Here is a 24250-nt window from a genome sequence, read left to right on the forward strand (position 1 = left end):
CGCATGAATCCGGTCCGACAGCCAGTGCTCGCCGCCGGCCTCACCGCCCTCGCCACCGCCGCCACGCTCGGGCTCGCGCCGGGCGCCGCCGTCGCCGCCCCGGCGGCCTCCCCCCGCATTTCCGTCAACTGGTTCGGCGCAGCCGACGTACGGGCGCACACCGCCACCGTCGGCGGGCGGTTCGACTGCGGCGCCGAGCGCGGCCTCGCGTACATCGAGGTGCACCTGGAGCAGCGGGCACGGCGCGGCACGGTCACCGGCTTCGGGTTCGGCGTGATCGGCGCGTGCACCGACGAGCGCACCGCCGGCACCTGGACCGCGACGATCCCCGCCGACCAGGGCGCGTTCCGCCCCGGCCCGGCCACCACGATCGCGCGCCTGGTGGTCGAGCCCAACTCCCTCACCGAAACCACCGAACGCGTCCGCCTGCACCCCCACTGCGCCCGCCCCTGACCCCCGCCCTCCCTCCGCCCTCCCCCCCTCTCCCCCGCGATCTTGCACTTGGCGCCCGAGAGGTGTCTGATACGCCCCGTTTGCGGGGTACGTAAGTGCAAGATCGCGCGAGGGGAGGGGGTGGGGGCGAGGTTAGGGGGTCAGGGCGGCTCGGATGGTGGTGAGGATGTGGGACGGGCGGCGGTACAGGTCGCGGTCGGTGAAGTAGCGCATCCGCCATCCGTTGGCGTCCAGCCAGTTGATCCGGTCGCGGTCGTACCGCATGTGTTCCCGGTCCAGGTGGGACAGACCGTCGTACTCCACCCCCACCCGCCGCTCTCGGTAGCCCAGGTCGATGCGGAAGCGGGGAATGCCGTACCGGTCATGAACCCACATTTGTGGTTCCGGAATCGGCAGCCCGTCGTCGAGCAGCAGTAGCCGCAGTTGGCTCTCCTGCCGGCACTCGGCGCGGCCGTCGGCGCGTGGCACGAGGTCACGTGCCTGCCGGACGCCACGCAGGGCTCGATGCAGGGGCAGCTCGGCCGCGAGGTCGTCGACCGTCACGGCGCCCGAGCGGAGCGCGGCGTCCAGCACCGGCAGGGCATCCATCCGGCGGACACCTCGGGCCAGGTCGATCGCGCACTGCGCGGCCGGCACGCACGGCAGCCCACCGACGAGCACCGGCCGGACCGGCAGGACGGAGTGATGGACGACGAGGCCCGGCAGCCGGGGCTTGGCGACGTCCGGCGGCAACTGCACGTGCACCGCGGATTCCCGGAGTACGCCGAAGCCGTGGCGGCGTGCCGCACTCCGCATGGCGAGCATCGCGCCGTCGGGTAGACACAACAGCAGTGCCCGCAGCTCGTCCTCGTCATCGCAGGGTGTCGAGGCGTAGACACCGCGCCGCACCCGGATCAGTTCCTCCCGTTTGACCTGCGTGCGTACTCGCTTCACGGTGAGCACCCGCATCAGTTCCCGGGTCCGCCACAGCTGCGTCGACATACCCGAACCATGCAGCCCCACTCCGGCCGGCTTCCCTCACCGCCGACCTCCCCTGTGGACAAGACCCGGGATGTGCAAAACCCCCACCGTCCCCGCCCTTGTGCTAAGCCCTCAGCTCCACCCGCGCGATCTTGCAGTTAATGCCCTCGAAGCGCCCGGGATGGCCGAAATGTCAGAGCCGAAAGTGCAAGATCAACGGGGAGGGGGGCGGCGGTCGTCCAACAAGGGCTGGGTGGGGTTCCATGGGGTTCCGGTTCTTGCGTCGTGGCGGCGGCGGGCTATCGCGGACAGCGCCTCCAGCACCACCCGGTTGCCCAGGTACGCGGTGATGTCGGCGTGGTCGTACGGCGGGGCGACCTCGACCACGTCCAGCCCGACCACAGGCAGCTCGTAACAGACCCGGCGCACCGCGTCGAGCAGTTGCCGGGACGTGAACCCGCCCGGCTCCGGCGTGCCGGTTCCCGGCGCCATGCCCGGGTCGACCACGTCCACGTCGACGGAGAGGAACACGCCCTCGCACTCGTCGGTCGCGATGCCGAACGCCTCGGTGAGGCAGGTGTCGAGGCCGCGCGCCACGATCTCGGTCATCTCGTACGAGCGCATCCGCTGTTCCGCCATCCACGCCAGCGTGTCCGGGCCCGGCCAGTAGCCGCGCAGCCCGATCTGGAGGAAGCGGTCGCCGCGCACCGCGCCGGACTCGATGAGCCGCCGCATCGGCTGGCCGTGGCCGTGCAGCGAGCCGAACTCGACATCGCCGGTGTCGGCGTGCGCGTCGAAGTGCACGAGCGACACCCGGCCGAGCCCGTGGTGCCGGGCCACGCCTGTGGCGTCGGGCAGCGCGATGGAGTGGTCGCCGCCGAGCACCACAGGGATCGCCCCGGCGGCGGCGACCGCGTGCACGGCGGTCTCCAGCGCGGCCAGCGAGCGCTCGATGTCGCCGCTGAACATCTCCACGTCCCCGGCGTCGTAGACGCAGAGGTCCTTCAGCCCGTCCACGCGCAGCGCCAGGGACGGGCGGGAGCCGTCGTGCGGCAGGTAGCAGGCCTGCCGGATGGCGGACGGCCCGAACCGGGTGCCCGGCCGGTGCGAGGTGCCGCCGTCGAACGGCGCCCCGATGATCACCACGTCCGCGTCGGCGTACGTGACCGGTTCCTCGACTGTGCACGGTGGCACGCCGAGGAATGTGATGTCGGGACCGTACATCGGGCCGTACCGGGTCATCGTTCCTCCATCCCCCACGGCGAACCGTAGCCGGTGAGCAGGTCCAGGAAGGGGATCGGCGGGAACGCCTCCGGCCCGAGCACGCCCGTGCCGGACCAGGCGCCGGTGGCGAGCAGTTCCAGCGCGACGACCGGGTTGACGGCGGTCTGCCAGACCACCGCCTGGTGGCCGTACTCGGCCATCGACCACTCGTTGTCGACCACGTGGTAGAGGTAGACGCGGCGGGGCCGCCCGTCCGGCCCGGTGCCGGTGACGTACGTGCCGGCGCACGTCTTGCCGCTCATCCGGTCGCCGAGCGTGGCCGGGTCGGGCAGCGCGGCGGCCACCAGGTCGCGCGGCGACACGTCGACCCCGCGTACCCGCACCGGCTGGGTGGAGTCCAGCCCGAGCTTGTGCAGCGTGCGCAGCACCTCGATGAACTCGGCACCGAGGCCGTACTTGAAGGTGACCCGCTTCGCCGGCACCCAGCGCGGGATGAGCAGCACCTCCTCGTGCTCGACGTTGACGCACTCGACCGGGCCGATCCCGGCCGGGAAGTCGAACACCTCCGGCTCGCTGAACGGTTCGGTGGTGAACCAGCCGCGCCCGGCCTCCCAGATCACCGGCGGGTTGAGGCACTCCTCGATGGTGGTCCAGATGGAGAACGAGGGCGCGAACTCGTACCCGGCGACTGTGAGGTTCGCGCCGTCGCGTACCCCGATCTCGTCGATCTCGGCGAAGAGTTCGTCGGCGGCGTAGCGGGCGAAGACGTCGGACAGGCCCGGTTCGACGCCGATGCCGCAGAGCGCGAGCCGTCCGGCGGCGGCCCACCGCTGCGCGACGGCGAACTGCTCGTCGCCGAGCTTGACCCCGGTCTCGGCGTAGGGGTGCTCGGGGTGCGGCCGGGACAGCGACATCGCCATGTCCAGGTAGTCGGCCCCGGCGGCGAACGCGCCGTCGAAGATCGGCATGACGAAGCGCGGGTCCACCGCGTTGAGCACGTGCGTGATCCGGTGTTCCCGGCACAGCGCGGCCACCGCGTCGGCGGAGGCGGCGTCCACTGTGGCGGCGACGAACCGGTCGCCGTGCCCGGCGACGGCCCGCGCGGCCCGCGCCGGGTCGTGGTCGGCGACCACCATGATCTCGAAGAAGGTACGGCGGGCGGCGATGGATACGGCGGCGGAGCCGACGCCACCGGCGCCGACGAGGAGGATACGCATCAGGAGTCGAACCCCAGTCCAAGACGGTCGAGAGTACGGAGCCAGAGGTTGCGCCGTCCGTCCCGCGCGTCGGCGCGGGCGAGCGACCATCGGGTGAGGTTGATGCCCACGGACCGGGCCGGTTCCGGCGGGAACGGCAGCGGCTTGCGGCGCACCAGGTCGAGCCGGGTCAGCGGGGTGTCAGTGCCGGAGAGCAGGTCGAGCGTCACGCGGGCCCCGAACCGGGTCGCGCCGACGCCGAGCCCGGTGAATCCGGCGGCGTACGCCAGGCGTCCGGAGTACGCGGTGCCGAAGAACGCGCAGAACCGGGTGCAGGTGTCGATGACGCCACCCCAGCGGTGGCTGAACCGCAGCCCGTCGAGTTGGGGAAAGGTCGCGAAGAAGTGCGACGCGAGCGTGGTGAAGGTGGCCTCGCGCTGCTCCAGCGCGGGCGCCACCCGGTTGCCGTAGTGGTAGATCGCGTCGTAGCCGCCGAACAGGATCCGGTTGTCGGCGGTGAGCCGGTAGTAGTGGAACTGGTTGCCGGTGTCGGCGAGCCCCTGCCGGTGCCGCCAGCCGATCGCGTCGCGCTGCGCGGCGGTCAACGGCTCGGTCGTCAGCGCGTAGTCGTAGACCGGCACGATCCAGGAGCGCAGCCGGCGCAGAAGTGGCGGGAACGCGTTCGTGGCCAGCACGACCTGCCGCGCCCGTACCACGCCGGGCGCCGCGTCCGCGCCGCCCGCCGTGGTGGCGCGCAGCCCGGCGCCGTCGCGGGCCAGGCCGGTGACGCGGGTGTGCTCGTGCACGCGTACGCCCAGGTCGAGCGCCGCCCGCCGCAGTCCCCAGGCGAGCTTCGCCGGGTCGAGCAGGGCCACCCGGTCGGCGTCCCACATCCCGCCCAGGTACGTCGGCGACGCCACCTCGGCGCGTACCTCGTCGCGGTCGAGCAGCCGCACGTCGTGGCCGTACCGGCGGGCCAGCTCGGCGTCGGCGGCGAGCCCGTCGAGCTGGTACGGCTCGACCGCCACCGCCAGTTCCCCGGTGCGTTCGAGGTCGCAGTCGATGTCGTACTTCGCCACTGTGGCGGCGATGGCGTCCAGGTTCTCCCGGCCCAGCCGTTCCAGCTCGCCGATCTCGCCGGGGAACCGCTCGACGCCGTTGGCGAGCCCGTGGGTGAGCGACGCGGCGCAGAACCCGCCGTTGCGCCCGGACGCCGCCCAGCCGCACGTGCCCGCGTCGACGAGCAGGACGTCGCGGTCCGGGTCGGCCTCCTTGGCCAGCAGCGCGGTCCACAGCCCGGCGTACCCGCCGCCGACCACGAGCAGGTCGGCGGTGTGCGACCCGGCCAGCGGCGGCAGCGGGTCGGGGCGAACCGGGCGGTCCAGCCAGTACGACACGGGCGCGGCGTCGGCCAGCGCCCGGCCGGTATGCGGGAGTGTCATGGTTTGCCCGCCGGTGTGGAGACCATCGCGAGGGCGGCCCGTCGTGCCCGCCGCCCACGCAGCGAGGTGGCACCGACCAGCAGCAACGCGATCACGAACATGGCCGTGCCGATCACGTTGACCTGCGGCGGGATGCCCCGCTGGGAGGCGCCCCAGACGTACATGGGGAACGTGACAGTGGTGCCGGCGTTGAAGTTCGTGATGATGAAGTCGTCGAAGCTCAGCGAGAACGCCAGCAGCGAGGCGGCCACGATGCCGGGCAGCACCAGCGGCAGCGTGATCCGGCGGAACGTCTGCCACTCGCTGGCGTACAGGTCCATCGCGGCCTCCTCCAGCCGCCGGTCCATGCCGGCGAGCCGGGCCTTCACGGTGACCACGACGAACGACACGCAGAACATGACGTGCGCGATGACGATGGTCCAGAAGCCCTGCGGCACCCCGGCGGCGACGAAGAGGGCGAGCAGCGAGGTGCCCATCACCAGTTCCGGGGTGGCCATCGGCAGGAAGATCAGGCCGTTGAGCCCGGACCGGCCGCGGAAGCTGTGCCGGACCAGCGCGAACGCCATCAGCGTGCCGAGGAGCGTGGAGACGACAGTGGCGATGAGCCCGATCTGCATGCTGCGCACCACGGCGTCGCACATGTCCGAGGTGGCGCAGGGCTGCTTCCAGTTGTCGAGCGTGAACTCGTTGAAGTCGTAGGAGAGCCGGCTGGAGGGCCGGTTGAAGGAGAGCCCGGCGACCACCATGATCGGCAGCGTCAGGTAGCCGAGGACGAGCAGGGCCACGCCCATCACCCACCGGTCGGCGAGCCAGCGCCTCATCAGAGCACCTCCTCCGTACCGGCCCGGCGCAGGTAGACGAAGACGATCGCCAGGATCGCGGCCATCAGCAGGAACGACAGCGCCGCGCCCTGCGGATAGTCCAGCCGGACCAGGAACGCCGAGTCGATGACGTTGCCGATCATGTACTCGTTCGGCGTACCGAGCAGCTCGGCGTTGATGTAGTCACCGGTGGCCGGGATGAAGAACAGCAGCGTGCCGGCGATCAGGCCGGGCATCGACAGCGGCAGCGTGACCTTGGCGAACGCGCGCAGAGGGCTCGCGTACAGGTCGCTCGCCGCCTCCAGCAGCCGGGGATCGAGCCGCTCCAGGCTCGCGTACAGCGGCAGCACCAGGAACGGCAGGAAGTTGTACGTCAGGCCGAGCACCACGGCGATCGGGGTGGCCAGCAGCCGGCCGTCCGGTCCGAGCAGGTGCACGTCACGCAGCAGCCCGACCAGCGCGCCGTTGTCCGACAGGATGGTCTTCCAGGCCAGCGTGCGCACCAGGAAGCTGGTGAACATCGGCGCGACCACGGCCACCAGCAGCAGGTTCTTCCACCGGCCGGCCTTCTGCGCGATCGCGTACGCCAGCGGGTAGCCCATCAGCAGCGCGAGCACCAGCGCGATCGCCGAGTAGAGGAACGACCGGGAGAACTGCGGCCAGTACGCCTGCAGCGCGTCCGGGTAGTTGCCGAACGCCCAGGTCATGGCGTACCCGGTGGAGAGCGACCCGGCCGGGTCGTAGAGGCTGGCGGAGGCGAGCTGCACCAGCGGGAGCGCGAAGAAGACGAGCAGCCAGACCGCGCCGGGCAGCAGCAACAGGTACGGCAGGAGGCGGCTGCGCCCGCGCCGCACCGGCGGCGGCACCGGCTTCCCGGCGGAGGTCGGTACGTGGGCCAGCGCGCTCATGCCGCCACTCCGCTTCGCTCCGCGCCGCCATGAGGCACCTTCGCGCTGAGCCTGCCGATTCGCTCGCTGCGCTCGCTCATGCCGCCACTCCGCTTCGCTCCGCGCCGCCATGAGGCACCTTCGCGCTGAGCCTGCCGATTCGCTCGCTGCGCTCGCTCATGCCGACGCACCCACCGGCGGCTCGTCGAGCAGCGGCGTGGTCTGGTCGCCCTCACCGGCGGCCCGGGGCAGCAGGAACGCGTGCCGCGGATCCCAGTGCGCGGTCACCGCCGTACCGACGGCGAGCCGGCCGCCCAGCCCGCTGTTCGCGGCGAACGCGGACAGCTCGCTGCCCCACGCGGTGCGCACGAGGTACTGGGTGCTCACCCCGACGTAGGAGGTGTCGGTGACCACGCCGCCGACGTGCTGGTGCCCGGCCGGCACCCGGTCCGGGCCGTCGGCCAGGTGCAGCTTCTCGGGACGTACGCCGAGGTAGGCCGGCCCGTCGGTGAGCCGGGCCCGGCCGGCGGGCACCGAGAAGCGCGCGCCGTGCGCCGTGACCAGCACGTCGTCGGCGGCGCGGCCGCCGGCTTCGGCGGCGAGCAGGTTGGACTGGCCGAGGAAGTTCGCCACGAACGCGGTGGCCGGGTACTCGTAGATGTCGGCGGGCGCGCCGAGTTGCTCGATCCGGCCGGCGTTCATCACCGCGACCGTGTCGGCCATCGTCATGGCCTCCTCCTGGTCGTGGGTGACGTGCACGAACGTGATGCCCACCTCGGTCTGGATCCGCTTCAGCTCGATCTGCATCTGCCGGCGCAGCTTCAGGTCGAGCGCGCCGAGCGGCTCGTCGAGCAGGAGCACCTGCGGGTGGTTGATGAGCGCCCGGGCCAGCGCGACGCGCTGCTGCTGGCCGCCGGAGAGCTGGGCCGGGCGGCGCCGGCCGTACCCTTCGAGCTGCACCAGCGCGAGCATCCGCTCGACCTGGTCGCCCACCTTGCGGATGCCGCGGCGGCGCAGCCCGAACGCCACGTTCTCGTGGATGTCCAGGTGCGGGAACAGGGCGTAGCTCTGGAAGACGGTGTTGACCGGCCGCTTGTACGGCCGCAGCCCGGCGATGTCCTGGTCGCCGAGCAGCACCTGCCCGCTGGTGGGCTGCTCCAGCCCGGCGATCATCCGCAGCGTGGTGGTCTTGCCGCAGCCGGACGCGCCGAGCAGGGCGAAGAACGAGCCCTGCGGAACGGTCAGGGTGAGGTCGTCGACGGCGGTGAAGACGCCGAACCGCTTGGTCAGGTCGACCAGTCGCAGGTCGCCGGCCGGGGTCTGCTGCCCCTTCACGCGCCGATCACCTGCTGGAACTTGGTCTCGTACTCCTTCTCCTGCGCTTCGTCGAGCGCCATGAAGACCTTGGCCTTGGACAGCATCGCGTCGTCCGGGAAGATCAGCGGGTTGGTGGCCAGATCCGGGTCGATCTTCTCCATCTCGGCCTGCGCGCCCTGCACCGGGCAGATGTAGTTGACGTACGCGGCCAGCTTCGCGGCCACCGCCGGGTCGTAGTAGTGGTTCATCAACGCCTCGGCGTTGGCCTTGTGGGTGGCCTTGTTCGGCACCAGCATGTTGTCCGACCAGAGCATCACGCCGGACTCGGGCACCACGAACTTGATCTTCTCGTCCTCGAAGCCGAGCTGGACCACGTCGCCGGACCAGCCGATGCACGCGGCGATGTCGCCCTTGGCCAGGTCGGGCGCGTAGTCGTTGCCGGTGAACCGCCGGATCTGCTTGCTGTCCACGGCCTTCTTGAGCTTGTTCAGCGCGTCGTCGAACTGGGCGGCGGTGAACTTGGCCGGGTCGTGGCCGAGCGACTGGAGCAGCAGGCCGATGGTGTCGCGCATCTCCGACAGCACTGTCACCTTGCCCTTGAGATCGGGGCGGGTGAGCAGCTCGTCGACGGTGCGGATCTCCTTGGTGACCTTCGCGTTGTACGCGAGCCCGGCCAGACCGGACTGCCACGGGACCGCGAGCTGGGTCTCGGCGTCGAAGGAGCGCCCGCGCAGCGACGGCAGCAGGTTCGCCTCGACGTTGGGCATCTTCGACTTGTCCAGCTTCTGCACCCAGCCGAGGCGGATCATCCGGGCGGCCATCCAGTCGGTGAGCACCATGATGTCCCGGCCGGTGCTCTGACACCCGGCGAGCTGGTTGCGGACCTTGCCGAAGAACTCGTTGTTGTCGTTGACGTCCTCTGTGTACGTCACCTGAATGCCGGAGGCGGCGACGAACGCGTCGAGCGTGGGGCGCTTGGACTCGTCCTTCTCGTCGGTGTCCATGTACTGCGGCCAGTTCGAGAAGGCGACCTTCTTCTCGGTGGCGGACAGATCCTCGCTCTTGCAGCCGGCTTCGGTCTGCTGGGCGCCCTTGGTCCCGCAGCCGGCCAGGGTGCCCGCGGTGGCGAGCAGTGCGGCCGAGCCGACGGTCCCGGTGAGCAGACCACGCCGGGTGAGGGTCCGGAGGGGACTACGCATGTGACGACTCCTTGGGGGGCATCGTCGGCGGCGGGACGGGGGCGGCGCGCCGGCGGGAGGGTCAGTGGCGATGGACGACTGATCCTGACATGAGAAAACCTCTCTCACAAGGGATTCCGTTGCCGGAATAGCCAGTCGCCACGAAATACGCCAGACTGCGCGGGGCACTACGCTCAACACGGAGATTCGGACACGAGGAGCGTCGATGGTCAACCGGCACCAGGAGATCGGGAACGGCAACCGCCGGGTCACCGTGCGTGAAGGCGCCAATCACGCTCTGCTCGACGACGTGGCCAAGCAGATCATCGAGCAGCTCCAGGAGGACGGGCGCCGCCCGTACGCGAGCATCGGCAAGGCGGTCGGCCTCTCCGAGGCGGCGGTACGCCAGCGGGTGCAGCGGCTGCTGGACGCGGGGGTCATGCAGATCGTCGCGGTCACCGATCCGCTCCAGCTCGGCTTCCCCCGCCAGGCCATGATCGGGCTGCGGACCGACGGCGACCTGGAGCCGGTCGCGGACCGGCTGGCCGAGTTCGAGGAGATCGACTACGTGGTGATCACCGCCGGCTCGTTCGACCTGCTGGCCGAGGTGGTCTGCCGCAACGACGCACATCTGCTGGAGATCCTCCAGAAGCTGCGCGGCGTCCCCGGGGTGCTCTCCACCGAGGCGTTCGTCTACCTGAAGCTGCGCAAGCAGACCTACAGCTGGGGCACCGCCTGATGCGGATTCCGTTGACGGCGCAGTGATACAGCGCTGAATTCGTCGCGTTGAAGCTTGTTCGCTTGCCTTATCGGCATCGCCTGTGGGATAACCGTGGGCAGAGCGGCCGGTGTCACCCCTGACCGGCCCGAGACCCGATGGGGCTGACATGGCCAACGCCACCGACCACCTGTGGATGCACTTCACCCGCATGGCGAGCTACCCCGCCGGCGAGGTTCCGACAATCGTCCGGGGCGAGGGCGCATACGTCTGGGACGCCCAGGGCCGCCGCTACCTGGACGGGCTGGCCGGGCTGTTCGTCGTCAACGCCGGCCACGGCCGCGCCGAGCTGGCCGAGGCGGCCGCCAAGCAGGCCGGCGAGCTGGCTTACTTCCCGCTCTGGTCGTACGCCCACCCGAAGGCCGTCGAGCTGGCTGAGAAGATCGCCACGCTCACCCCCGGCGACCTGAACCGGGTCTTCTTCACCACCGGCGGCTCCGAGGCCGTCGAGGCGGCGTGGAAGCTGGCGCGGGCCTACTTCAAGCGCACCGGCAAGCCCACCAAGCACAAGGTGGTCAGCCGCTACATCGCCTACCACGGCACCTCGATGGGCGCGCTGTCGATCACCGGCCTGCCCGGCATCAAGACCGACTTCGAGCCGCTGGTGCCGGGCGGCATCAAGGTGCCGAACACCAACTTCTACCGGGCCCCCGAGCACGGCGACGACGCCGAGGCGTTCGGCCGCTGGGCCGCCGAGGAGATCGGCCGGGCCATCGAGCGGGAGGGGCCGGAGACGGTCGCCGCCGTCTTCCTGGAGCCGGTGCAGAACTCCGGCGGCTGCTTCCCGCCGCCGCCCGGCTACTTCGAGCGGGTACGCGAGATCTGCGACGCGTACGACGTGCTGCTGGTCAGCGACGAGGTGATCTGCTCCTGGGGCCGGCTCGGCGAGTACTTCGGCGCCGTGCGCTACGGCTACCAGCCGGACATCATCACCACCGCCAAGGGCATCACCTCCGGCTACGCCCCGCTCGGCGCGATGATCGCCAGCGAGCGGCTGATGGAACCGTTCCTCACCGAGACCGGCATGTTCGCGCACGGCGTGACGTTCGGCGGCCACCCGGTCTCCTGCGCGGTCGCGCTGGCCAACCTGGAGGTGTTCGCCCGGGAGGACCTGATCGGGCACGTCCGGGCCAACGAGGGCGCGTTCCGGTCCACCCTGGAGAAGCTGCACGACCTGCCGATCGTCGGCGACGTGCGCGGCGACGGCTACTTCTACGGCATCGAGCTGGTCAAGGACAAGACGACCCGGGAGACGTTCGACGAGGCCGAGTCCGAGCGGCTGCTGCGCGGCTTCCTGTCCACCGCGCTGTTCGACGCCGGGCTCTACTGCCGGGCCGACGACCGGGGCGACCCGGTGGTGCAGCTCGCCCCGCCGCTGATCGCCGACCAGCAGCACTTCGACGAGATCGAGCAGATCCTGCGCGGGGTGCTGACCGAGGCGTGGTCCCGGCTCTGACGCCGATGACCGACTACCGGCATCTGTCGTACTGGCTGTCCGGCCTGGACGAACCGCTGACACCGCGACCCGGGTTGCCCGGCGAGACGGACGCCGACGTGGCGATCGTGGGCGCCGGGTACACCGGGCTGTGGACGGCGTGGTACCTGGCCGAGGCCGACCCCACGTTGCGCGTCGTCGTGCTGGAGCGGGAGATCGCCGGGTACGGCGCGTCAGGGCGCAACGGCGGCTGGTGCTCGGCGCTGTTCCCCACCTCGCTGCCGGCGCTGGCCCGGCGGCACGGCCGGGACCGGGCACTGGCCATGCAGCGGGCCATGCACGACACGGTCGGCGAGGTGGGCCGGGTCGCCGCCGCCGAGGGCATCGACTGCGACTGGCGGGCCGGCGGCACCGTGACGCTCGCACGCGGCGAGGCCCAGCTCCACCGGGCCCGGGCCGAGGTCGCGCAGGCCCACGCGCACGGGCTGACCGACGACGACCTGACGCTGCTCGACGCCGGCGAGGCCGCCGCGCGGTGCAACGCCGAGGGGGTACGCGGCGGCACGTACACCCCGCACTGCGCCGCCGTGCACCCGGCGAAGCTGGTCCGGGGCCTGGCCCGGGCGGTGGAGCGCCGGGGCGTACGCATCCACGAGCGCACAGCGGTGACCGCGCTGCGGCCGGGCGCGGCGGTGACGGCGGCGGGCGTGGTCCGGGCGCCGGTGGTGGTCCGCGGGACCGAGGGCTACACGCCGGGGCTGCCCGGCCAGCGGCGTGCGGTGGCGCCGGTCTACTCGCTGATGGTGGCCACCCCGCCGCTGCCCGAGGAGACCTGGGCCCGGATCGGGCTGGCGGAGCGGGAGACGTTCTCCGACTACCGGCACGTCATCGTGTACGGCCAGCGCACCGCCGACGGCCGGCTCGCGTTCGGCGGGCGGGGCGCGCCCTACCACTACGCCTCCCGGGTGCGGCCGGGCTTCGACCGGGAGCCCCGGGTGTTCGCGGCGCTGCGCCGGGCGCTCGGGGAACTGTTCCCGGTGCTCGGGCCGGACGTGCCGGTGACGCACGCCTGGGGCGGGCCGCTGGGAGTGGCCCGGGACTGGTCCGCGTCGGTGGGGCTGGACCGGCGTACCGGGCTGGCCTGGGCGGGCGGCTACGTCGGTGACGGCGTCGGCACCAGCAACCTCGCCGGGCGTACGCTGGCCGACCTGATCCGGGGCGTGGACAGCGACCTCACTGCGCTGCCCTGGGTGGGCCACCGCTCCCCCCACTGGGAACCCGAGCCGCTGCGCTGGCTGGCGATGAACGCCGGTCTGAAGGTGATGTCCTCAGCCGACCGGAGCGAGCACCGTACGTCCTGCCCGTCCCGCCGAGCCGATCTCTTCAACCGCTTCCTGGGCCACTGACCCCGGGTGCGCCGGGGGTTTGTGATCGACACCAGTTCGGGGTGGTGGCGGGGTCCGGGTGGGGTGGATGGCGCCACTTCCCCGTACTGGTGTTGACCTTGGTCTGGTCGGGTTGCGTGATCGACACCAAGTCGGGGAGGTGGCTGGTTTCGTCCAAGGGGTGCCGCCACCGGGGAGGCGGTGCGTCGGCTGAGGGTGGCGCGGACGTCGGCGGTGAGCGCCCGATGGTCCGCGCACGTGGCCGACCAGCACGACCTTCATGATCGACCGATGGCGGGGCCGGGCCCCGGGGAGCGCGGTCAGTGGTGGGGTGGGATTACGCGTAGGTGGCCCCGGCGGCCCTGCTGGGGGGTCTGGGGCTTGGTGGGCTCGTCCTCCGGGGGACGGGGCGGGGCCGGGCGGGCGGCCTCGCGTACCGCCTCGGCCAGCGCCACCAGATCGTCGGTGGTGGGCGGCGGCGGCTCGAACTCGCCCTCGTGCCGCACCACGTCCCAGCCGCGCGGGGCGGTCAGGCTGCGGGCGTGCGGCTCACACAGGTCGTACGTGTGCGGTTCGGCGAACGCCGCGAGCGGGCCCACCACCGCCGTCGACTCGTTGTAGACATAGGTCAATGTGGCGACCGCTTGCCGGGGGCAGCCGTTACGGGAGCAGCGCCGTGGTGACCTCACGGCGGCAGGGTATCCCCATTACCGGGTCCGGCGCACCGCTTCGCGTTACGACACGCCCGTCATGGTGATCACAATTCCTCCGACCGGCGCACCGGCACGCCGGACGGCCGCGCGACGGCGGGTGGACCGTCGGCCCGGGCTACCCTGTGCGTCATGACGAGCCCCCAGAACCGCCGCCCCGGCTCCGGCCGGCGCACCCACCGCGACCGGCACGGTCGCGGGCTGCGCGGGCGACTGGTGCCGGCCACGGTGCCGCTGGCGCGGACGAAGGCCGAGGTCTTCGACGATCTGGTGCTCGACACCGTGGAGACGCTCGAACGCCGGTTCGCCAAGGAGCTGGCCGGTGTGGAGTTCGCGGTCGAGGACGTCCCGCCGGATCTGAACGTCTACGACTCGGACGTGCTGGAGGACGGCGAGGTGCCGCTCGCCCGGCTGCTGCCGGGGCGGCCCGGCCGTCAGGAGGTGCCGCCGCGGATCGTGCTCTACCGGCGGCCGCTGGAGTTCCGCGCGATGGACCGCGAGGACCTCGCCGACCTGGTGCACGACGTGATCATCGAGCAGGTGGCGAATCTGCTCGGGGTCGACCCGGACGAGCTGGCCTGACCGGTTCGGCCGGACGGGACGCCGCCACCCGGCCGGACCCCTCCGGCCGGACGGCGACCCGGGTCCGGGGCGGCCCCCACCGCCCGTGGACCCGTACGTGGATCAGGCGGCGACCCGCCGCTTGAGCTTGCGCCGCTCCCGCTCGGAGAGGCCACCCCAGATTCCGAACCGCTCGTCGTGGCCGAGCGCGTACTCCAGGCATTCCGTCTTCACTTCGCACCGCGAGCAGATGCGCTTCGCCTCGCGGGTCGAGCCGCCCTTCTCGGGAAAGAACGCCTCCGGGTCGGTCTGCGAGCAGAGCGCTCGCTCCTGCCACTCCGGCGCGTTCCCGAGCAGGTCGGCCACCTCGAGCTGGCCGTCCATCGATTGCCTCCTTGTCGCGCACCGGCGTCATTCGCCGCTGCAACCCCCCACGCGAAAGGCGTGCCTGTCCGTACGGTCACCATTTGTTGCGTTCCGTGCGAACAACCCCATTCAAATTACACGCGTGTAATGCGTGCGCCGTCAAGCCAAACTTGATAATGGAGTCGCCCTCCCGACACGTCCGGGACGACCGCCGCGGTCGCCCGTAGCCTCGCAACCTGCCCTATCGATTCAGACCCCGGACGAGTAACGCCCTCCCCGGCGAGTTGCCGGAAGTTTTCTGCCGTGGCGCATCGCCGACAGGCCGGCCGGACGCCCCCGCCGGCCGCTCGTACCAAGATCAGAATGGTGGGGCAAAGGGTAACCCGCTTCCCGCGGTACCGCCCGTCGAGCCGTCCAACGCCGACCGCGCCCCGTCCATCATGTGGACGGGGCGCGGGTTGCGGCGCGACTGACGGCTCAGTCCAAGCGGACTGGTGAGCTGGTGGGCCAGACGAATTCGGCGACCGACCCGCCGGTGACCGAGATCGCGCCGGCGGACGTACTCTCGTCCCACCAGACGGTATAAACGCCGGCCTCCAGATCCGGGTAGACGGCACTGTGGAACACCCCGTCCCGGACGTGCCGCTCGCGTACGGCGGAGTGGGTCCGCGGGCCGTCTAGGTCCACGCGGCTGATCTCGATCTCCCGGCCGTGCAGGTCACGCCCGGTGTGGATGATCAGTGCGCCCCGGTCGCCGCCGAGGTCGAGCACGACGCTGCCGACCTCCGACGGGCCGAGATCGTGATGGTGTGACATCGGCCGCCTCCCGTCAGGACTTCTTCGCCTGCGGGTTGCCGAACCCGTCGTACGGCGTGCCGAGGAACGGGAAGTCGGCCAGGAACGGCGCTGTCACGTCGGCCGCGCTCAGGCCCGGCGTCACCGCCGCGGCGGCGGCGTCCGGCTGGAACGTCTTGTCGACCAGCGGCACGGTCAGCCCGGCGACGGCGCGCAGCGCGATGGTCACCACGTCGTCGGCGACGCGGCGGCCGTTGGGGAAGCCGGCCAGGTCGCCGCCGAGCACGCCGAACCGGTCCGGCTTGGGGCTGGGCCGGATCGCCGTGTTCAGCCGCAGCATGTCCGCCTGGACGTCGCCGGTGGTGTTGGCGAAGCCGTCGATCAGTCCGGCCGGGACGCCGGTGAGCAGGATGGCCACCAGGTCGGCACGCGGCTTCTTGGACTTGTTGAGCGCGTCCAGATTGGGGAACACACCCGGGTAGAGCGCGGGCAGCAGGGCGGCCAGCTCGGGCCGCTCGACGAACCCGGCGAACCGCTTGTCCTCCGACGGCGGCAGCGTGTTCCAGACGTCCTTCCTGGACATCGGCACGATGACCTCGTTGAACAACGGGTTACCGAGCCGCGACACCTGGGTGAAGGGCCCGGCGGCGGTGTCGGCGGCGACCCGGTCGCCGAGCACCCGCACCTGCTGGCGGGACGCGCTGGTCCAGACCCCGATCGTCGAGGCGCGGTCGGCGTAGCCGTAGCGGGCCGCCTTGCGGCGTACCTGGTTCAGCGGCACCTGCACGGCGAGGCTGTGCACGTTGAGCCGGTCCAGCGCGTTCACCGGCTCCCCCTCGGTCCGGAACAGCTTCTTGCCGGCGACGTGCAGCTGCTGGAACGGCCGCAGCGTACCCAGGTCGAACACCGCGCCCAGGTCGACGAAGAAGCCGTCGGCCCGTTGCCCCGCGAAGACCTTCTCGCCGGTGGACAGCTTGAACGTCGCCTGCCGGACCAGGTTCTGGTAGTTCGGCGTGGACAGCGGCCCGACGTTGCACGGCGGGCAGGGCAGTTTGTGCGCCAGCACACGGGCGCGGCCGTCGGCGATCCGGGTCAGCCGGTAGAACTGGCGCCGGTTCCAGTTCTTGCTCTCCAGCGACTCGATCGGCCCGGTGTTGTAGAGAAAACTGTTCTGGTTCGTGATCTCGGTAGTGAATTCGAAACGATAGGTGACGTCGGGATAACCGTCCCCGTCGTTGTCGATGTGAATCTCGTACCGGACGTCGTCACCGAACTCGAAGAAGTTCGGGCCGCCGGAGGGAAGCTGCACCGGCACGTAGTTGGCGATCAACGTGACCGTGTCCGGCTGGCTCGGCGTGACGAACGCGTACAGGTCGGAACTGTCGGCGACCGGATCCTTGGCGATCTCCGGGGCCTCGCGGTGAGAGGACATGGCGGACGCACCTTCGTCGGGGGAACGGAAAGCGGAACCGGCGCCGGGAGCCCGCGCCGGCGGAGGGCCGGGTCAGCGCCGGCCGGCGGCGCGCACCAGGCGGTCGGCCAGGCCGCGGTCGCGTACCTCGACCCGGGTGGTGCCGACGAAGACGTCCATGACGCCGGTGGCGGCGTCGCGGAGGTGGACCACGATCGGCTCGTCGCGCCGGCTCGCCGTGGGGGCGTTCTGCGCGGCGGACAGGCCCGGCACGGTGAGGGCGGCGGCGCCCAGTGTCGCGCTCGCCGCGGCGGTGAGCGTCTGCCTGCGGGTCAACCGCGGCCAGGTCCGCCGTTTCGGCGCGTCGGTGGTCTCGTCAGTGCTCATCGGCAGCCTTTCCGGACCGGCGCCGCAGCGCCGCAGCGGGCCGGGCGCCCGGACGCCGCCGGGCCCCGGTTCGGGGTCACCGGCGGCGGTCCTCGCCGAAACCGCCGCCGGCATCCACAGGTACGGCGTGCGGTCGGGAAAGGTTCGACCTCAGGCGCGGGCGTGACCGTACGCGGTCGTCCGCTTGCGGAACGGCCGCCCGGCGGCGGTGGCGATCGCCCGCAACTGCTCCTCGGTACGGGCCGAGCCGTTGCCCGAGCCGGCCATCCGGGAGATCGTCTCCTCCATCAGCGTGCCGCCCAGGTCGTTGCAGCCGCCGCGCAGCATCTCCACGGTGCCCGCGTCGCCGAGCTTCACCCAGGAGCACTGGATGTTGTCGATCCGGCCGTGCAGCAGCAGCCGGGCCATCGCGTGCACCGCCCGGTTCTCCCGCCAGGTCGGGCCCGGGCGGGCGATGCCGGCCAGGTAGATCGGCGCGTTCGTGTGCACGAACGGCAGCGCCACGAACTCGGTGAACCCGCCGGTACGGTCCTGCACGCCGGCCAGTACCCGGAAGTGGGCGAGCCACTGGCCCGGGTGGTCCACGTGGCCGTACATCATCGTGGAGCTGGACCGGATGCCCAGCTCGTGGGCCGTGCTCACCACGTCGACCCAGGCGGCGGCCGGCAGCTTGCCCTTGGTGAGCACCCAGCGCACGTCGTCGTCGAGGATCTCGGCGGCGGTGCCCGGGATGGTGTCCAGCCCGGCCTCGCGCAGCCGGAGCAGCCACTCCCGCACCGGCACGCCGGCCTTCGCCGCGGCGGTGACGATCTCCATCGGGGAGAACGCGTGCACGTGCATGTCCGGCACCCGCGCCTTGATCGCGCGGACGATGTCGGCGTACCCGGTCACAGGCATCTTCGGGTCGATGCCGCCCTGGAGGCAGACCTCGGTCGCGCCGGCCGTCCACGCCTCCTCGGCCCGGTCGGCCACCTGCGAAAGCGACAGCCGGAACGCGTCGGCGTCGCTCTCCCGCTGGGCGAACGCGCAGAACCGGCAGCCCACGTAGCAGACGTTCGTGAAATTGATGTTGCGGTTGACCACGTAGGTCACGTCGTCGCCGACCGCGTCCCGGCGCGCGTCGTCGGCCAGCCGGCACAGCTCGTCCAGCGCCGGTCCGTCCGCGCCGAACAGCGCCAGCGCCTTCGCCTCGTGCGCCGGAGTCAGCAGCGCCGCCGGGTCGTCGGCGGCGAGCCGCAGGCCCGCGCGCAGGTCGGCGTCCGCGCCACCACCCAGGGGTACGCCCGCGCGCGCCTCCGGCGCCACCTTGCCGGCCACCTCGGCCCAGTCGCCGTAGACGCTGTCGAAGTCGCCCCGCCGGTCGTCGGTGCGGCCGGTGACGTCGATGGTGACGTGCAGGTCGGTGCGGCCGCCGTACACCTCCTCCGGCTCCTGCCAGGGCCGTCCCACCGGGCGGGCCGCCTCGACCGCGAGCCCGGTGGCCGGGTCGGCGAGCGCCGTGACGTGCGGCAGCAGGCGCGGGTCCAGCCACGGCTCGCCCGCGCGGACGTACTCCGGGTAGACGGTCAGCCGCTCGCGCAGCGTGAACCCGGCACTCGCGGTACGCGCGGCCAGCTCGTCCAGGTGCGGCCAGGGCCGCTCCGGGTTGACGTGGTCGGGCGTGACCGGGGAGACGCCGCCCCAGTCGTCGATGCCGGCGCGCAGCAGCAGGTCGTACTCGCCCGCGATGAGGTTCGGCGGGGCCTGGATGCGGGCCTTCGGGCCGAGCAGCACCCGGGCCACCGCCACCGTGGCGGCCAGGTCGTGCAGCTCCGCGTCGGGCATGCCGCGCATCGCGGTGTCCGGCTTCGCGCGGAAGTTCTGCACGATCACCTCCTGGAGGTGGCCGTACTCCCGCATCGCCCGGCGGATCGCGAAGATCGCGTCGACCCGCTCGGCCCGGTTCTCGCCGATGCCGATCAGGATGCCCGTGGTGAACGGCACCCCGACCCGGCCGGCGTCGTCGAGCACCCGCAGGCGTACCGCGGGTTCCTTGTCCGGCGAGCCGTAGTGCGGGCCGCCCGGCTCCGACCACAGCCGGGTGGCTGTGGTCTCCAGCATCATGCCCATGCTCGGCGCGACCGGCTTGAGCCGCTGCAACTCCGACCAGGTGAGCACGCCCGGGTTCAGGTGCGGCAGCAGTCCGGTCTCCTCCAGCACCGCCACCGCGCAGGCGCGCAGGTAGTCCAGCGTCGAGTCGTACCCCCGCTCGTCCAGCCACCGGCGGGCCGCCGGCCACCGCTCCTCGGGCCGGTCGCCGAGCGTGAACAGCGCCTCCTTGCAGCCCTGCGCGGCACCCTCGCGGGCGATCGCCAGCACCTCGTCGCGTTCCAGGTAGGCGGCGGGCAGCCGGTGCGGCACGGTGGCGAACGTGCAGTAGTGGCAGCGGTCCCGGCAGAGCCGGGTCAGCGGGATGAAGACCTTCTTCGAGTACGTCACCACGCCCGGCCGCCCGGCGTCACGCAGCCCGGCGTTGCGGATGTCGGAGGCGATCCGGAGCAGCTCGTCGAGCATCGGCCCGCGGGCGGCGAGCAGCGCGCCCGCCTCGCCGGCGTCGAGCGCCCGGCCGGTGGCGGCCCGCCCCAGCGCCCGCCGGATGCTCGCCTCGGTCGGTTCGGGGTCGCTGCGATCAACCATCCGCCCAGCCTAAGCGCTGCCGGAGCGCCGGATGCCCGCCCCCGGTCGCGGTCCGGGCACCGGGACGGCCCGGGTGAGCCGCCGCACAGTGGCCGCCGCGACGGCAGCGGGCCGAGATGGCGGCGGGCGACGGCTCTCCGTCGCCCGCCGCGCGGGTCTCAGCGGGGCTGGTTCGGGTCCTCGCGGTCGAACCGCTGGGTGCGCTCGTCGTCGGCGGGCGACGGCGCGCCCGGCTCGGCGGACTGGCGCGGGATCGCCTGCGTCGGGTCGGCCGACGGCGGCTGGCCGAACGGCGGCGCGGGCTGCGGCGAGCCGTACTGCGGCGCCTGCTGCGGACCGGCGAACGGGACGCCGGACTGCGGCGCCGACTGCGGGTCGGCGAACGGCGGGCCGGACTGCGGGGCGTGCGGCGGGGCCGTGTTGAACGGCGGCGCCGACTGCGGCTGGCCGTACGGGCCGGGCTGCTGCGGCCAGCCGGGCGGCGGCGAGCCGGCCTGCGGGTAGCCCTGGCCGGGCTGCTGCGGGTAGCCGCCCGGACCGGGGTAGCCACCGGGCTGACCCGGCTGCTGCGGCCAGCCGGGCTGGGCCTGGCCGTACACGCCGGGTTGCGCCTTGGGCTTCGGCACGTAGTAGAGCGTGCGCCAGATCTTGAACACGACGAACGCGGCGACCGCGAAGATCGCCAGCCAGGCGGCGCGGGTCAGCAGGCCGAGGAACGCGTCCAGCACCTCACCGTCGGCCAGCCGGCCGACCAGCCAGATCAGGAACGTCAGCGCGCCGAACACGGCGGACACGGCGTACTCGACCAACGCCACCTGCGTGATCAGCTTGGCCTTCGGCACGACCGGGAGGATCACGGTGGCGATCAGGACCGCGAGCAGCGGCAGGACCGTCGACTCCAGGCCGATGAAGGTGAAGTACGTACTCCCGGCCCGGCCGCTGGCCGTGCTGTAGTCGTCGACCGGCAGCAGACGCACCAGGCCGACGAAGAGAAGCACGGCGTTGGCGCCGAGAAGGACGAGCGCGGCCAGTTCGCGCAATGGCTTGATCAACTGGCTGGCCTGCGTGGCGTCGCCGGACGCGGGCTCGGCGGGGCTGGTCACGGACTCCCCCAGGGGACGAAAGCGGACAGTTGCCGAAGTGAGCGTAGTCTCTCCGGCCACCGGACGATCGACGGCGGCGCGTGCGGAAGGATGGACGCCATGCGCATCGTGGTACTGACCGGCGGCATCGGGGGCGCCCGTTTCCTGCTCGGCGTGCGGGCGTACGCCCGCGGGGTGGGCGCCGAGGTGACCGCCGTGGTCAACGTCGGCGACGATCTGCTGCTGCACGGGCTGAAGGTCTGCCCCGACCTGGACAGCGTGCTCTACACGCTCGGCGGCGGCGCCGACCCGGAGCGCGGCTGGGGCCGGGCGGGCGAGACCTGGACGGTGAAGAACGAGCTGGCCGCGTACGGCGCGGAGCCGAGCTGGTTCGGCCTGGGCGACAAGGACGTCGCCACCCACCTGGTGCGCACCCAGATGATCAACGCCGGCTACCCGCTGTCCCAGGTGACCGAGGCGCTGGCGGCCCGCTGGCAGCCGGGCGTACGGCTGCTGCCGGCCACCGACGACCGCCTGGAGACCCATGCCGTCGTCACCGACGAGCAGGGCCGGCGGGCGATCCACTTCCAGGAGTGGTGGGTGCGCCATCGGGCGGACGTACCCACCGACCGGTTCGTCTTCGTGGGCGCCGACGCGGCGAAGCCCGCGCCCGGCGTGGTCGAGGCGATCGCGGCCGCGGACGTGGTGCTGATCGCGCCGAGCAACCCGGTGGTGAGCATCGCCCCGGTGCTGGCCGTGCCCGGTCTGCGCGACGCGGTGACCGGCGGCCCGGCCCCGGTGGTCGGGGTGTCGCCGATCATCGGCGGCGCGCCGGTGCGCGGCATGGCCGACCGCTGCCTCGCCGTGCTCGGCGTGGAGTGCAGCGCGGCCGGCGTGGGCGGCCTCTACGGCGCCCGGACGGCGGGCGGGCTGCTCGACGGCTGGCTGGTCGCGCCGGAGGACGAGGGCACCGTGGTGCCGGACGTGACGGTCCGCGCGGCGCCGCTGCGGATGACCGACGAGGCGGCGACCGCCGCGATGGTGCGCGCCGCGCTGGAGTTGATGTGAGGCTGGAGATCCTGCCGGTGCCGGGCATCGGCGACGTGACCGAGGGCGACGACCTGGCGGCGCTGATCACCGGCGCGGCGCCCTGGCTGCGCGACCACGACGTGCTCGTGGTCACCAGCAAGATCGTGTCGAAGGCGGAGGGCCGGCTGGTCGACGTGCCGGCCGACGGCCCGGAACGGCTCGCCGAGCGGGACCGCGTCCTGGCCGGGGAGACCGCCCGGGTGGTGGCGACCCGGGGCGCGACCCGGATCGTGCAGACCCACCACGGGTTCGTGATGGCCTCCGCCGGCATCGACGCCTCGAACGTGGACAAGACCCGGCTGGTGCTGCTGCCGGTCGACCCGGACGCGTCCGCCCGGGCGCTGCGCGCCGATCTGCGCGAGCGGTACGGCCTCGACGTCGCCGTGATCGTCAGCGACACCATGGGCCGCCCGTGGCGCAACGGGCTCACCGACGTGGCGCTCGGGGTGGCCGGCATGCCGGCGATCCGCGACCACCGGGGCGAGGTCGACCCGTACGGCAACGAGCTGTTCGTCACCCAGATGGCGGTGGTCGACGAACTCGCCGCCGCCGGTGAGCTGATCAAGGGCAAGTGCGACCAGGTGCCGGTCGCCGTGGTGCGGGGTTACCTCGCCGCCACCCGGGACGACGACGAGGGCGCCCGCACGCTGGTGCGCGACGCCTCGATGGACCTGTTCTCGCTCGGCACGGCCGAGGCGCACGCGGCCGGTCTGCGGGCGGCGGCGACGCTGGCGGACCGGACCGGCCCCGAGCCCGCCGACCCGGCCGCGGTGCGACGGGCGATCGACGCGGTCGCCCAGGTGGTCGCCCCGGGCACCGTCTTCACCCACGTCACCGACGACGAGGTACGCGCCGGGCTCGCCGCCACGGTGCCCGGCTGGCCCGCCTCGGCCACCGGCCTGCTGCTCGGCGCGGCGCCCGCCCCGGTCGACCCGGCGGACCTGGTCCGGTTCGGCGCGGACCTGCAACGCCTGCGCGCCGCGCTGGCCGCGGAGGGGATCGACTCGACGTTGCTCCCACCCCCGTCCGGCAGCGCCGCGAGCGCCACGCTGGCGCTCTGACTCCGGCGGGCGACGCTCAGGCGTCGAGGACGGCCCGGCCCAGCGGGGTCAGCGTGTGCAGGACGGTGTTGCGGTCACGCTGGCTGACCAGCAGTCCCGCGTTGCGCAGCACCGTGGTGTGCTGGCTGGCCGCGGCGGCGGAGATGCGCAGCCGGCGGGCCATCTCGCCGGTGGTGCAGCCCTCGTCGGCGGCCTGGAGCACCCGGGAGCGGGTGCGGCCGAGCAGGGCGGCGAGCGCCTCGCCCTGCGGTGACGCGGCGGGGCCGGACGCGGGCGTCAGGCCGGCCAGCCGGTCGACCGGGTAGACCAGCACCGGGGGAAGCGTCGGGTCGACGAGCGCCACCGGGGTACGCGAGCAGAAGAACGACGGCACGAGCAGCAGCCCCCGGCCGTCCAGGTGCAGTTCGCGGGTGTCCGGGTAGTCGAGCACCTCCAGCACGCCCGAGACCCAGCGCATGTTCGGCCGCAGGCTGGCCAGCAGCCCTTCGGCGCCACCGTCGAGCATGGCGCGCGCACGCCGGGCCCGGTCCGCCTCGACCGCCGCCTGCACCCGGGCCCAGTAGGGCGTGACCGCCAGCGACTGGTAGCGGGCCATGGCGTCGGTGAGGTGGTGCAGCGTCGCGGGCTCACCGCGTGCGAGCGCGCCGGCCGACGACGGCAGCGCTGTTTCCCCGGCCAGCCGCGTCAGGTCGCGGCGCAGCATGTCCACAGGGGTGCCCCGGACCGCGTCCAGCCCCGCCTCGATGCCCTCGCGACTGGCGGACGGGGTGAGGAAGTCCGGGAAGTAGCCGCGCGGCGGGTTGAGCGCGAGCAGCAGACGGTACTGCTCGGCGTCGGTGTCGGTCCGCAGGCCGTGCGCCACGGTGCGCCGCCACGTGGTCATCATCGGATCCCGGCTGCGCCCCTGGAGCAGGTGCAGGCTGAGGACCAGCTCCCAGAGCGGGTCCGCGGCCGGTGCGACCCGGGTCCGCAGGACGTCCTCGCCCGAGAAAATGATCTTCAACATGGGTTGCTGCTCCCGTGCGGACGGCGGGGG

Annotated in this window: 23 protein-coding genes; 7 read left to right on the plus strand and 16 right to left on the minus strand. The window is 72.5% G+C overall.

What is annotated here, in order from left to right; translation table 11 throughout:
• Nucleotides 1-3: 3 nt before the first annotated feature.
• Complete coding sequence (locus ACN27C_RS02615) at nt 4-453, plus strand: hypothetical protein (protein WP_422750355.1); 450 nt, start codon at nt 4-6, stop codon at nt 451-453.
• Between the two features lie 132 nt (nt 454-585).
• Here ACN27C_RS02615 and ACN27C_RS02620 read toward each other — a convergent pair whose 3' ends face one another.
• The 8 genes from ACN27C_RS02620 to ACN27C_RS02655 all read right to left on the minus strand — a co-directional run bounded on the left by ACN27C_RS02620 (nt 586) and on the right by ACN27C_RS02655 (nt 9499).
• Nucleotides 586-1434: a DUF559 domain-containing protein gene (locus ACN27C_RS02620; protein WP_121682861.1), complete on the minus strand. Its 849-nt coding sequence runs from the start codon at nt 1432-1434 to the stop codon at nt 586-588.
• Nucleotides 1435-1626: 192 nt separating this feature from the next.
• Entirely contained in the window at nt 1627-2655 is a 1029-nt protein-coding gene (speB, locus tag ACN27C_RS02625; protein ID WP_422750356.1) for an agmatinase, read from the minus strand.
• Nucleotides 2652-3854 (minus strand): saccharopine dehydrogenase family protein, encoded by a 1203-nt coding sequence (locus ACN27C_RS02630; RefSeq protein ID WP_151012239.1) that lies wholly within the window; start codon nt 3852-3854, stop codon nt 2652-2654. Before ACN27C_RS02630 ends, speB begins: the two co-directional genes overlap by 4 nt.
• A complete protein-coding gene (locus ACN27C_RS02635) occupies nt 3854-5275 on the minus strand; it encodes an NAD(P)/FAD-dependent oxidoreductase (protein WP_422750357.1) in 1422 nt (473 codons plus the stop codon). Before ACN27C_RS02635 ends, ACN27C_RS02630 begins: the two co-directional genes overlap by 1 nt.
• Nucleotides 5272-6096 carry an ABC transporter permease gene (locus ACN27C_RS02640; protein WP_422750358.1) on the minus strand — a complete coding sequence of 275 codons (825 nt, stop codon included), beginning with the start codon at nt 6094-6096 and terminating at the stop codon, nt 5272-5274. Before ACN27C_RS02640 ends, ACN27C_RS02635 begins: the two co-directional genes overlap by 4 nt.
• A complete protein-coding gene (locus tag ACN27C_RS02645; RefSeq protein ID WP_350690460.1) occupies nt 6096-7004 on the minus strand; it encodes an ABC transporter permease in 909 nt (302 codons plus the stop codon). Before ACN27C_RS02645 ends, ACN27C_RS02640 begins: the two co-directional genes overlap by 1 nt.
• A gap of 156 nt (nt 7005-7160) precedes the next feature.
• A complete protein-coding gene (locus ACN27C_RS02650; protein ID WP_422750359.1) occupies nt 7161-8318 on the minus strand; it encodes an ABC transporter ATP-binding protein in 1158 nt (385 codons plus the stop codon).
• Nucleotides 8315-9499 (minus strand): polyamine ABC transporter substrate-binding protein, encoded by a 1185-nt coding sequence (locus tag ACN27C_RS02655; protein WP_120571549.1) that lies wholly within the window; start codon nt 9497-9499, stop codon nt 8315-8317. The genes ACN27C_RS02650 and ACN27C_RS02655 overlap by 4 nt, the downstream gene beginning before the upstream one ends.
• A 205-nt stretch (nt 9500-9704) precedes the next feature.
• Between ACN27C_RS02655 and ACN27C_RS02660 the strand changes: the two genes are divergently transcribed.
• The 3 genes from ACN27C_RS02660 to ACN27C_RS02670 all read left to right on the plus strand — a co-directional run bounded on the left by ACN27C_RS02660 (nt 9705) and on the right by ACN27C_RS02670 (nt 13097).
• Nucleotides 9705-10217, plus strand: coding sequence for an Lrp/AsnC family transcriptional regulator (locus tag ACN27C_RS02660; RefSeq protein ID WP_018787551.1), 513 nt, complete (start codon nt 9705-9707; stop codon nt 10215-10217).
• A gap of 148 nt (nt 10218-10365) precedes the next feature.
• Nucleotides 10366-11712 (plus strand): aspartate aminotransferase family protein, encoded by a 1347-nt coding sequence (locus tag ACN27C_RS02665; RefSeq protein WP_135243415.1) that lies wholly within the window; start codon nt 10366-10368, stop codon nt 11710-11712.
• Nucleotides 11713-11717: 5 nt separating this feature from the next.
• A complete protein-coding gene (locus tag ACN27C_RS02670) occupies nt 11718-13097 on the plus strand; it encodes an NAD(P)/FAD-dependent oxidoreductase (protein WP_422751566.1) in 1380 nt (459 codons plus the stop codon).
• A 299-nt stretch (nt 13098-13396) separates the two neighbouring features.
• On the opposite strand, the gene ACN27C_RS02675 is transcribed toward ACN27C_RS02670, so the two are convergent.
• Nucleotides 13397-13765, minus strand: coding sequence for a DUF3499 domain-containing protein (locus ACN27C_RS02675; protein WP_120571551.1), 369 nt, complete (start codon nt 13763-13765; stop codon nt 13397-13399).
• A gap of 153 nt (nt 13766-13918) precedes the next feature.
• Between ACN27C_RS02675 and ACN27C_RS02680 the strand changes: the two genes are divergently transcribed.
• Complete coding sequence (locus ACN27C_RS02680; protein WP_018787548.1) at nt 13919-14368, plus strand: metallopeptidase family protein; 450 nt, start codon at nt 13919-13921, stop codon at nt 14366-14368.
• Nucleotides 14369-14470: 102 nt separating this feature from the next.
• Here the strand turns inward: ACN27C_RS02680 and ACN27C_RS02685 are convergent, their stop codons facing one another.
• From ACN27C_RS02685 to ACN27C_RS02710, 6 genes are all read right to left on the minus strand, one after another.
• A complete protein-coding gene (locus tag ACN27C_RS02685; RefSeq protein WP_013284161.1) occupies nt 14471-14731 on the minus strand; it encodes a WhiB family transcriptional regulator in 261 nt (86 codons plus the stop codon).
• A gap of 459 nt (nt 14732-15190) precedes the next feature.
• Nucleotides 15191-15529: a phospholipase gene (locus ACN27C_RS02690; protein ID WP_358169561.1), complete on the minus strand. Its 339-nt coding sequence runs from the start codon at nt 15527-15529 to the stop codon at nt 15191-15193.
• A 13-nt stretch (nt 15530-15542) separates the two neighbouring features.
• On the minus strand, nt 15543-16940 hold the full coding sequence (locus ACN27C_RS02695; RefSeq protein WP_422750360.1) for a DUF4331 domain-containing protein: 1398 nt from the start codon (nt 16938-16940) through the stop codon (nt 15543-15545).
• Between the two features lie 72 nt (nt 16941-17012).
• Nucleotides 17013-17306, minus strand: a complete 294-nt coding sequence (locus ACN27C_RS02700) for a hypothetical protein (RefSeq protein WP_071096699.1) — start codon at nt 17304-17306, stop codon at nt 17013-17015.
• Nucleotides 17307-17456: 150 nt separating this feature from the next.
• Entirely contained in the window at nt 17457-19982 is a 2526-nt protein-coding gene (locus tag ACN27C_RS02705) for a bifunctional FO biosynthesis protein CofGH (RefSeq protein WP_422750361.1), read from the minus strand.
• Between the two features lie 158 nt (nt 19983-20140).
• Nucleotides 20141-21085, minus strand: a complete 945-nt coding sequence (locus ACN27C_RS02710) for a hypothetical protein (RefSeq protein WP_120571554.1) — start codon at nt 21083-21085, stop codon at nt 20141-20143.
• Nucleotides 21086-21184: 99 nt separating this feature from the next.
• Here ACN27C_RS02710 and cofD point away from each other — a divergent pair, with 99 nt between their 5' ends.
• Together cofD and ACN27C_RS02720 are read left to right on the plus strand one after the other, a co-directional pair.
• On the plus strand, nt 21185-22132 hold the full coding sequence (gene cofD / locus ACN27C_RS02715; protein ID WP_422750362.1) for a 2-phospho-L-lactate transferase: 948 nt from the start codon (nt 21185-21187) through the stop codon (nt 22130-22132).
• A complete protein-coding gene (locus ACN27C_RS02720; RefSeq protein ID WP_422750363.1) occupies nt 22129-23214 on the plus strand; it encodes a coenzyme F420-0:L-glutamate ligase in 1086 nt (361 codons plus the stop codon). Before cofD ends, ACN27C_RS02720 begins: the two co-directional genes overlap by 4 nt.
• Nucleotides 23215-23230: 16 nt before the next feature.
• Here the strand turns inward: ACN27C_RS02720 and ACN27C_RS02725 are convergent, their stop codons facing one another.
• Nucleotides 23231-24220: an ArsR/SmtB family transcription factor gene (locus ACN27C_RS02725; protein WP_120571556.1), complete on the minus strand. Its 990-nt coding sequence runs from the start codon at nt 24218-24220 to the stop codon at nt 23231-23233.
• Between the last annotated feature and the right edge of the window lie 30 nt (nt 24221-24250).

Origin of the sequence: Micromonospora sp. WMMD1219, from assembly GCF_049315215.1 — a bacterium.
GTDB classification, from domain to species: Bacteria; Actinomycetota; Actinomycetes; order Mycobacteriales; family Micromonosporaceae; genus Micromonospora; species Micromonospora tulbaghiae.

Coding starts and splice junctions, on each gene's coding strand:
- ACN27C_RS02615 (WP_422750355.1), top strand. CDS start 4: ATGAATCCGGTCCGACAGCCAGTGCTCGCCGCCGGCCTCACCGCCCTC.
- cofD (WP_422750362.1), top strand. CDS start 21,185: ATGCGCATCGTGGTACTGACCGGCGGCATCGGGGGCGCCCGTTTCCTG.
- ACN27C_RS02660 (WP_018787551.1), top strand. CDS start 9,705: ATGGTCAACCGGCACCAGGAGATCGGGAACGGCAACCGCCGGGTCACC.
- ACN27C_RS02635 (WP_422750357.1), bottom strand. CDS start 5,275: ATGACACTCCCGCATACCGGCCGGGCGCTGGCCGACGCCGCGCCCGTG.
- ACN27C_RS02695 (WP_422750360.1), bottom strand. CDS start 16,940: ATGTCCTCTCACCGCGAGGCCCCGGAGATCGCCAAGGATCCGGTCGCC.
- ACN27C_RS02670 (WP_422751566.1), top strand. CDS start 11,718: ATGACCGACTACCGGCATCTGTCGTACTGGCTGTCCGGCCTGGACGAA.
- ACN27C_RS02725 (WP_120571556.1), bottom strand. CDS start 24,220: ATGTTGAAGATCATTTTCTCGGGCGAGGACGTCCTGCGGACCCGGGTC.
- ACN27C_RS02620 (WP_121682861.1), bottom strand. CDS start 1,434: ATGTCGACGCAGCTGTGGCGGACCCGGGAACTGATGCGGGTGCTCACC.
- ACN27C_RS02700 (WP_071096699.1), bottom strand. CDS start 17,306: ATGAGCACTGACGAGACCACCGACGCGCCGAAACGGCGGACCTGGCCG.
- speB (WP_422750356.1), bottom strand. CDS start 2,655: ATGACCCGGTACGGCCCGATGTACGGTCCCGACATCACATTCCTCGGC.
- ACN27C_RS02690 (WP_358169561.1), bottom strand. CDS start 15,529: ATGTCACACCATCACGATCTCGGCCCGTCGGAGGTCGGCAGCGTCGTG.
- ACN27C_RS02645 (WP_350690460.1), bottom strand. CDS start 7,004: ATGAGCGCGCTGGCCCACGTACCGACCTCCGCCGGGAAGCCGGTGCCG.
- ACN27C_RS02685 (WP_013284161.1), bottom strand. CDS start 14,731: ATGGACGGCCAGCTCGAGGTGGCCGACCTGCTCGGGAACGCGCCGGAG.
- ACN27C_RS02640 (WP_422750358.1), bottom strand. CDS start 6,096: ATGAGGCGCTGGCTCGCCGACCGGTGGGTGATGGGCGTGGCCCTGCTC.
- ACN27C_RS02665 (WP_135243415.1), top strand. CDS start 10,366: ATGGCCAACGCCACCGACCACCTGTGGATGCACTTCACCCGCATGGCG.
- ACN27C_RS02680 (WP_018787548.1), top strand. CDS start 13,919: ATGACGAGCCCCCAGAACCGCCGCCCCGGCTCCGGCCGGCGCACCCAC.
- ACN27C_RS02630 (WP_151012239.1), bottom strand. CDS start 3,854: ATGCGTATCCTCCTCGTCGGCGCCGGTGGCGTCGGCTCCGCCGCCGTA.
- ACN27C_RS02705 (WP_422750361.1), bottom strand. CDS start 19,982: ATGGTTGATCGCAGCGACCCCGAACCGACCGAGGCGAGCATCCGGCGG.
- ACN27C_RS02655 (WP_120571549.1), bottom strand. CDS start 9,499: ATGCGTAGTCCCCTCCGGACCCTCACCCGGCGTGGTCTGCTCACCGGG.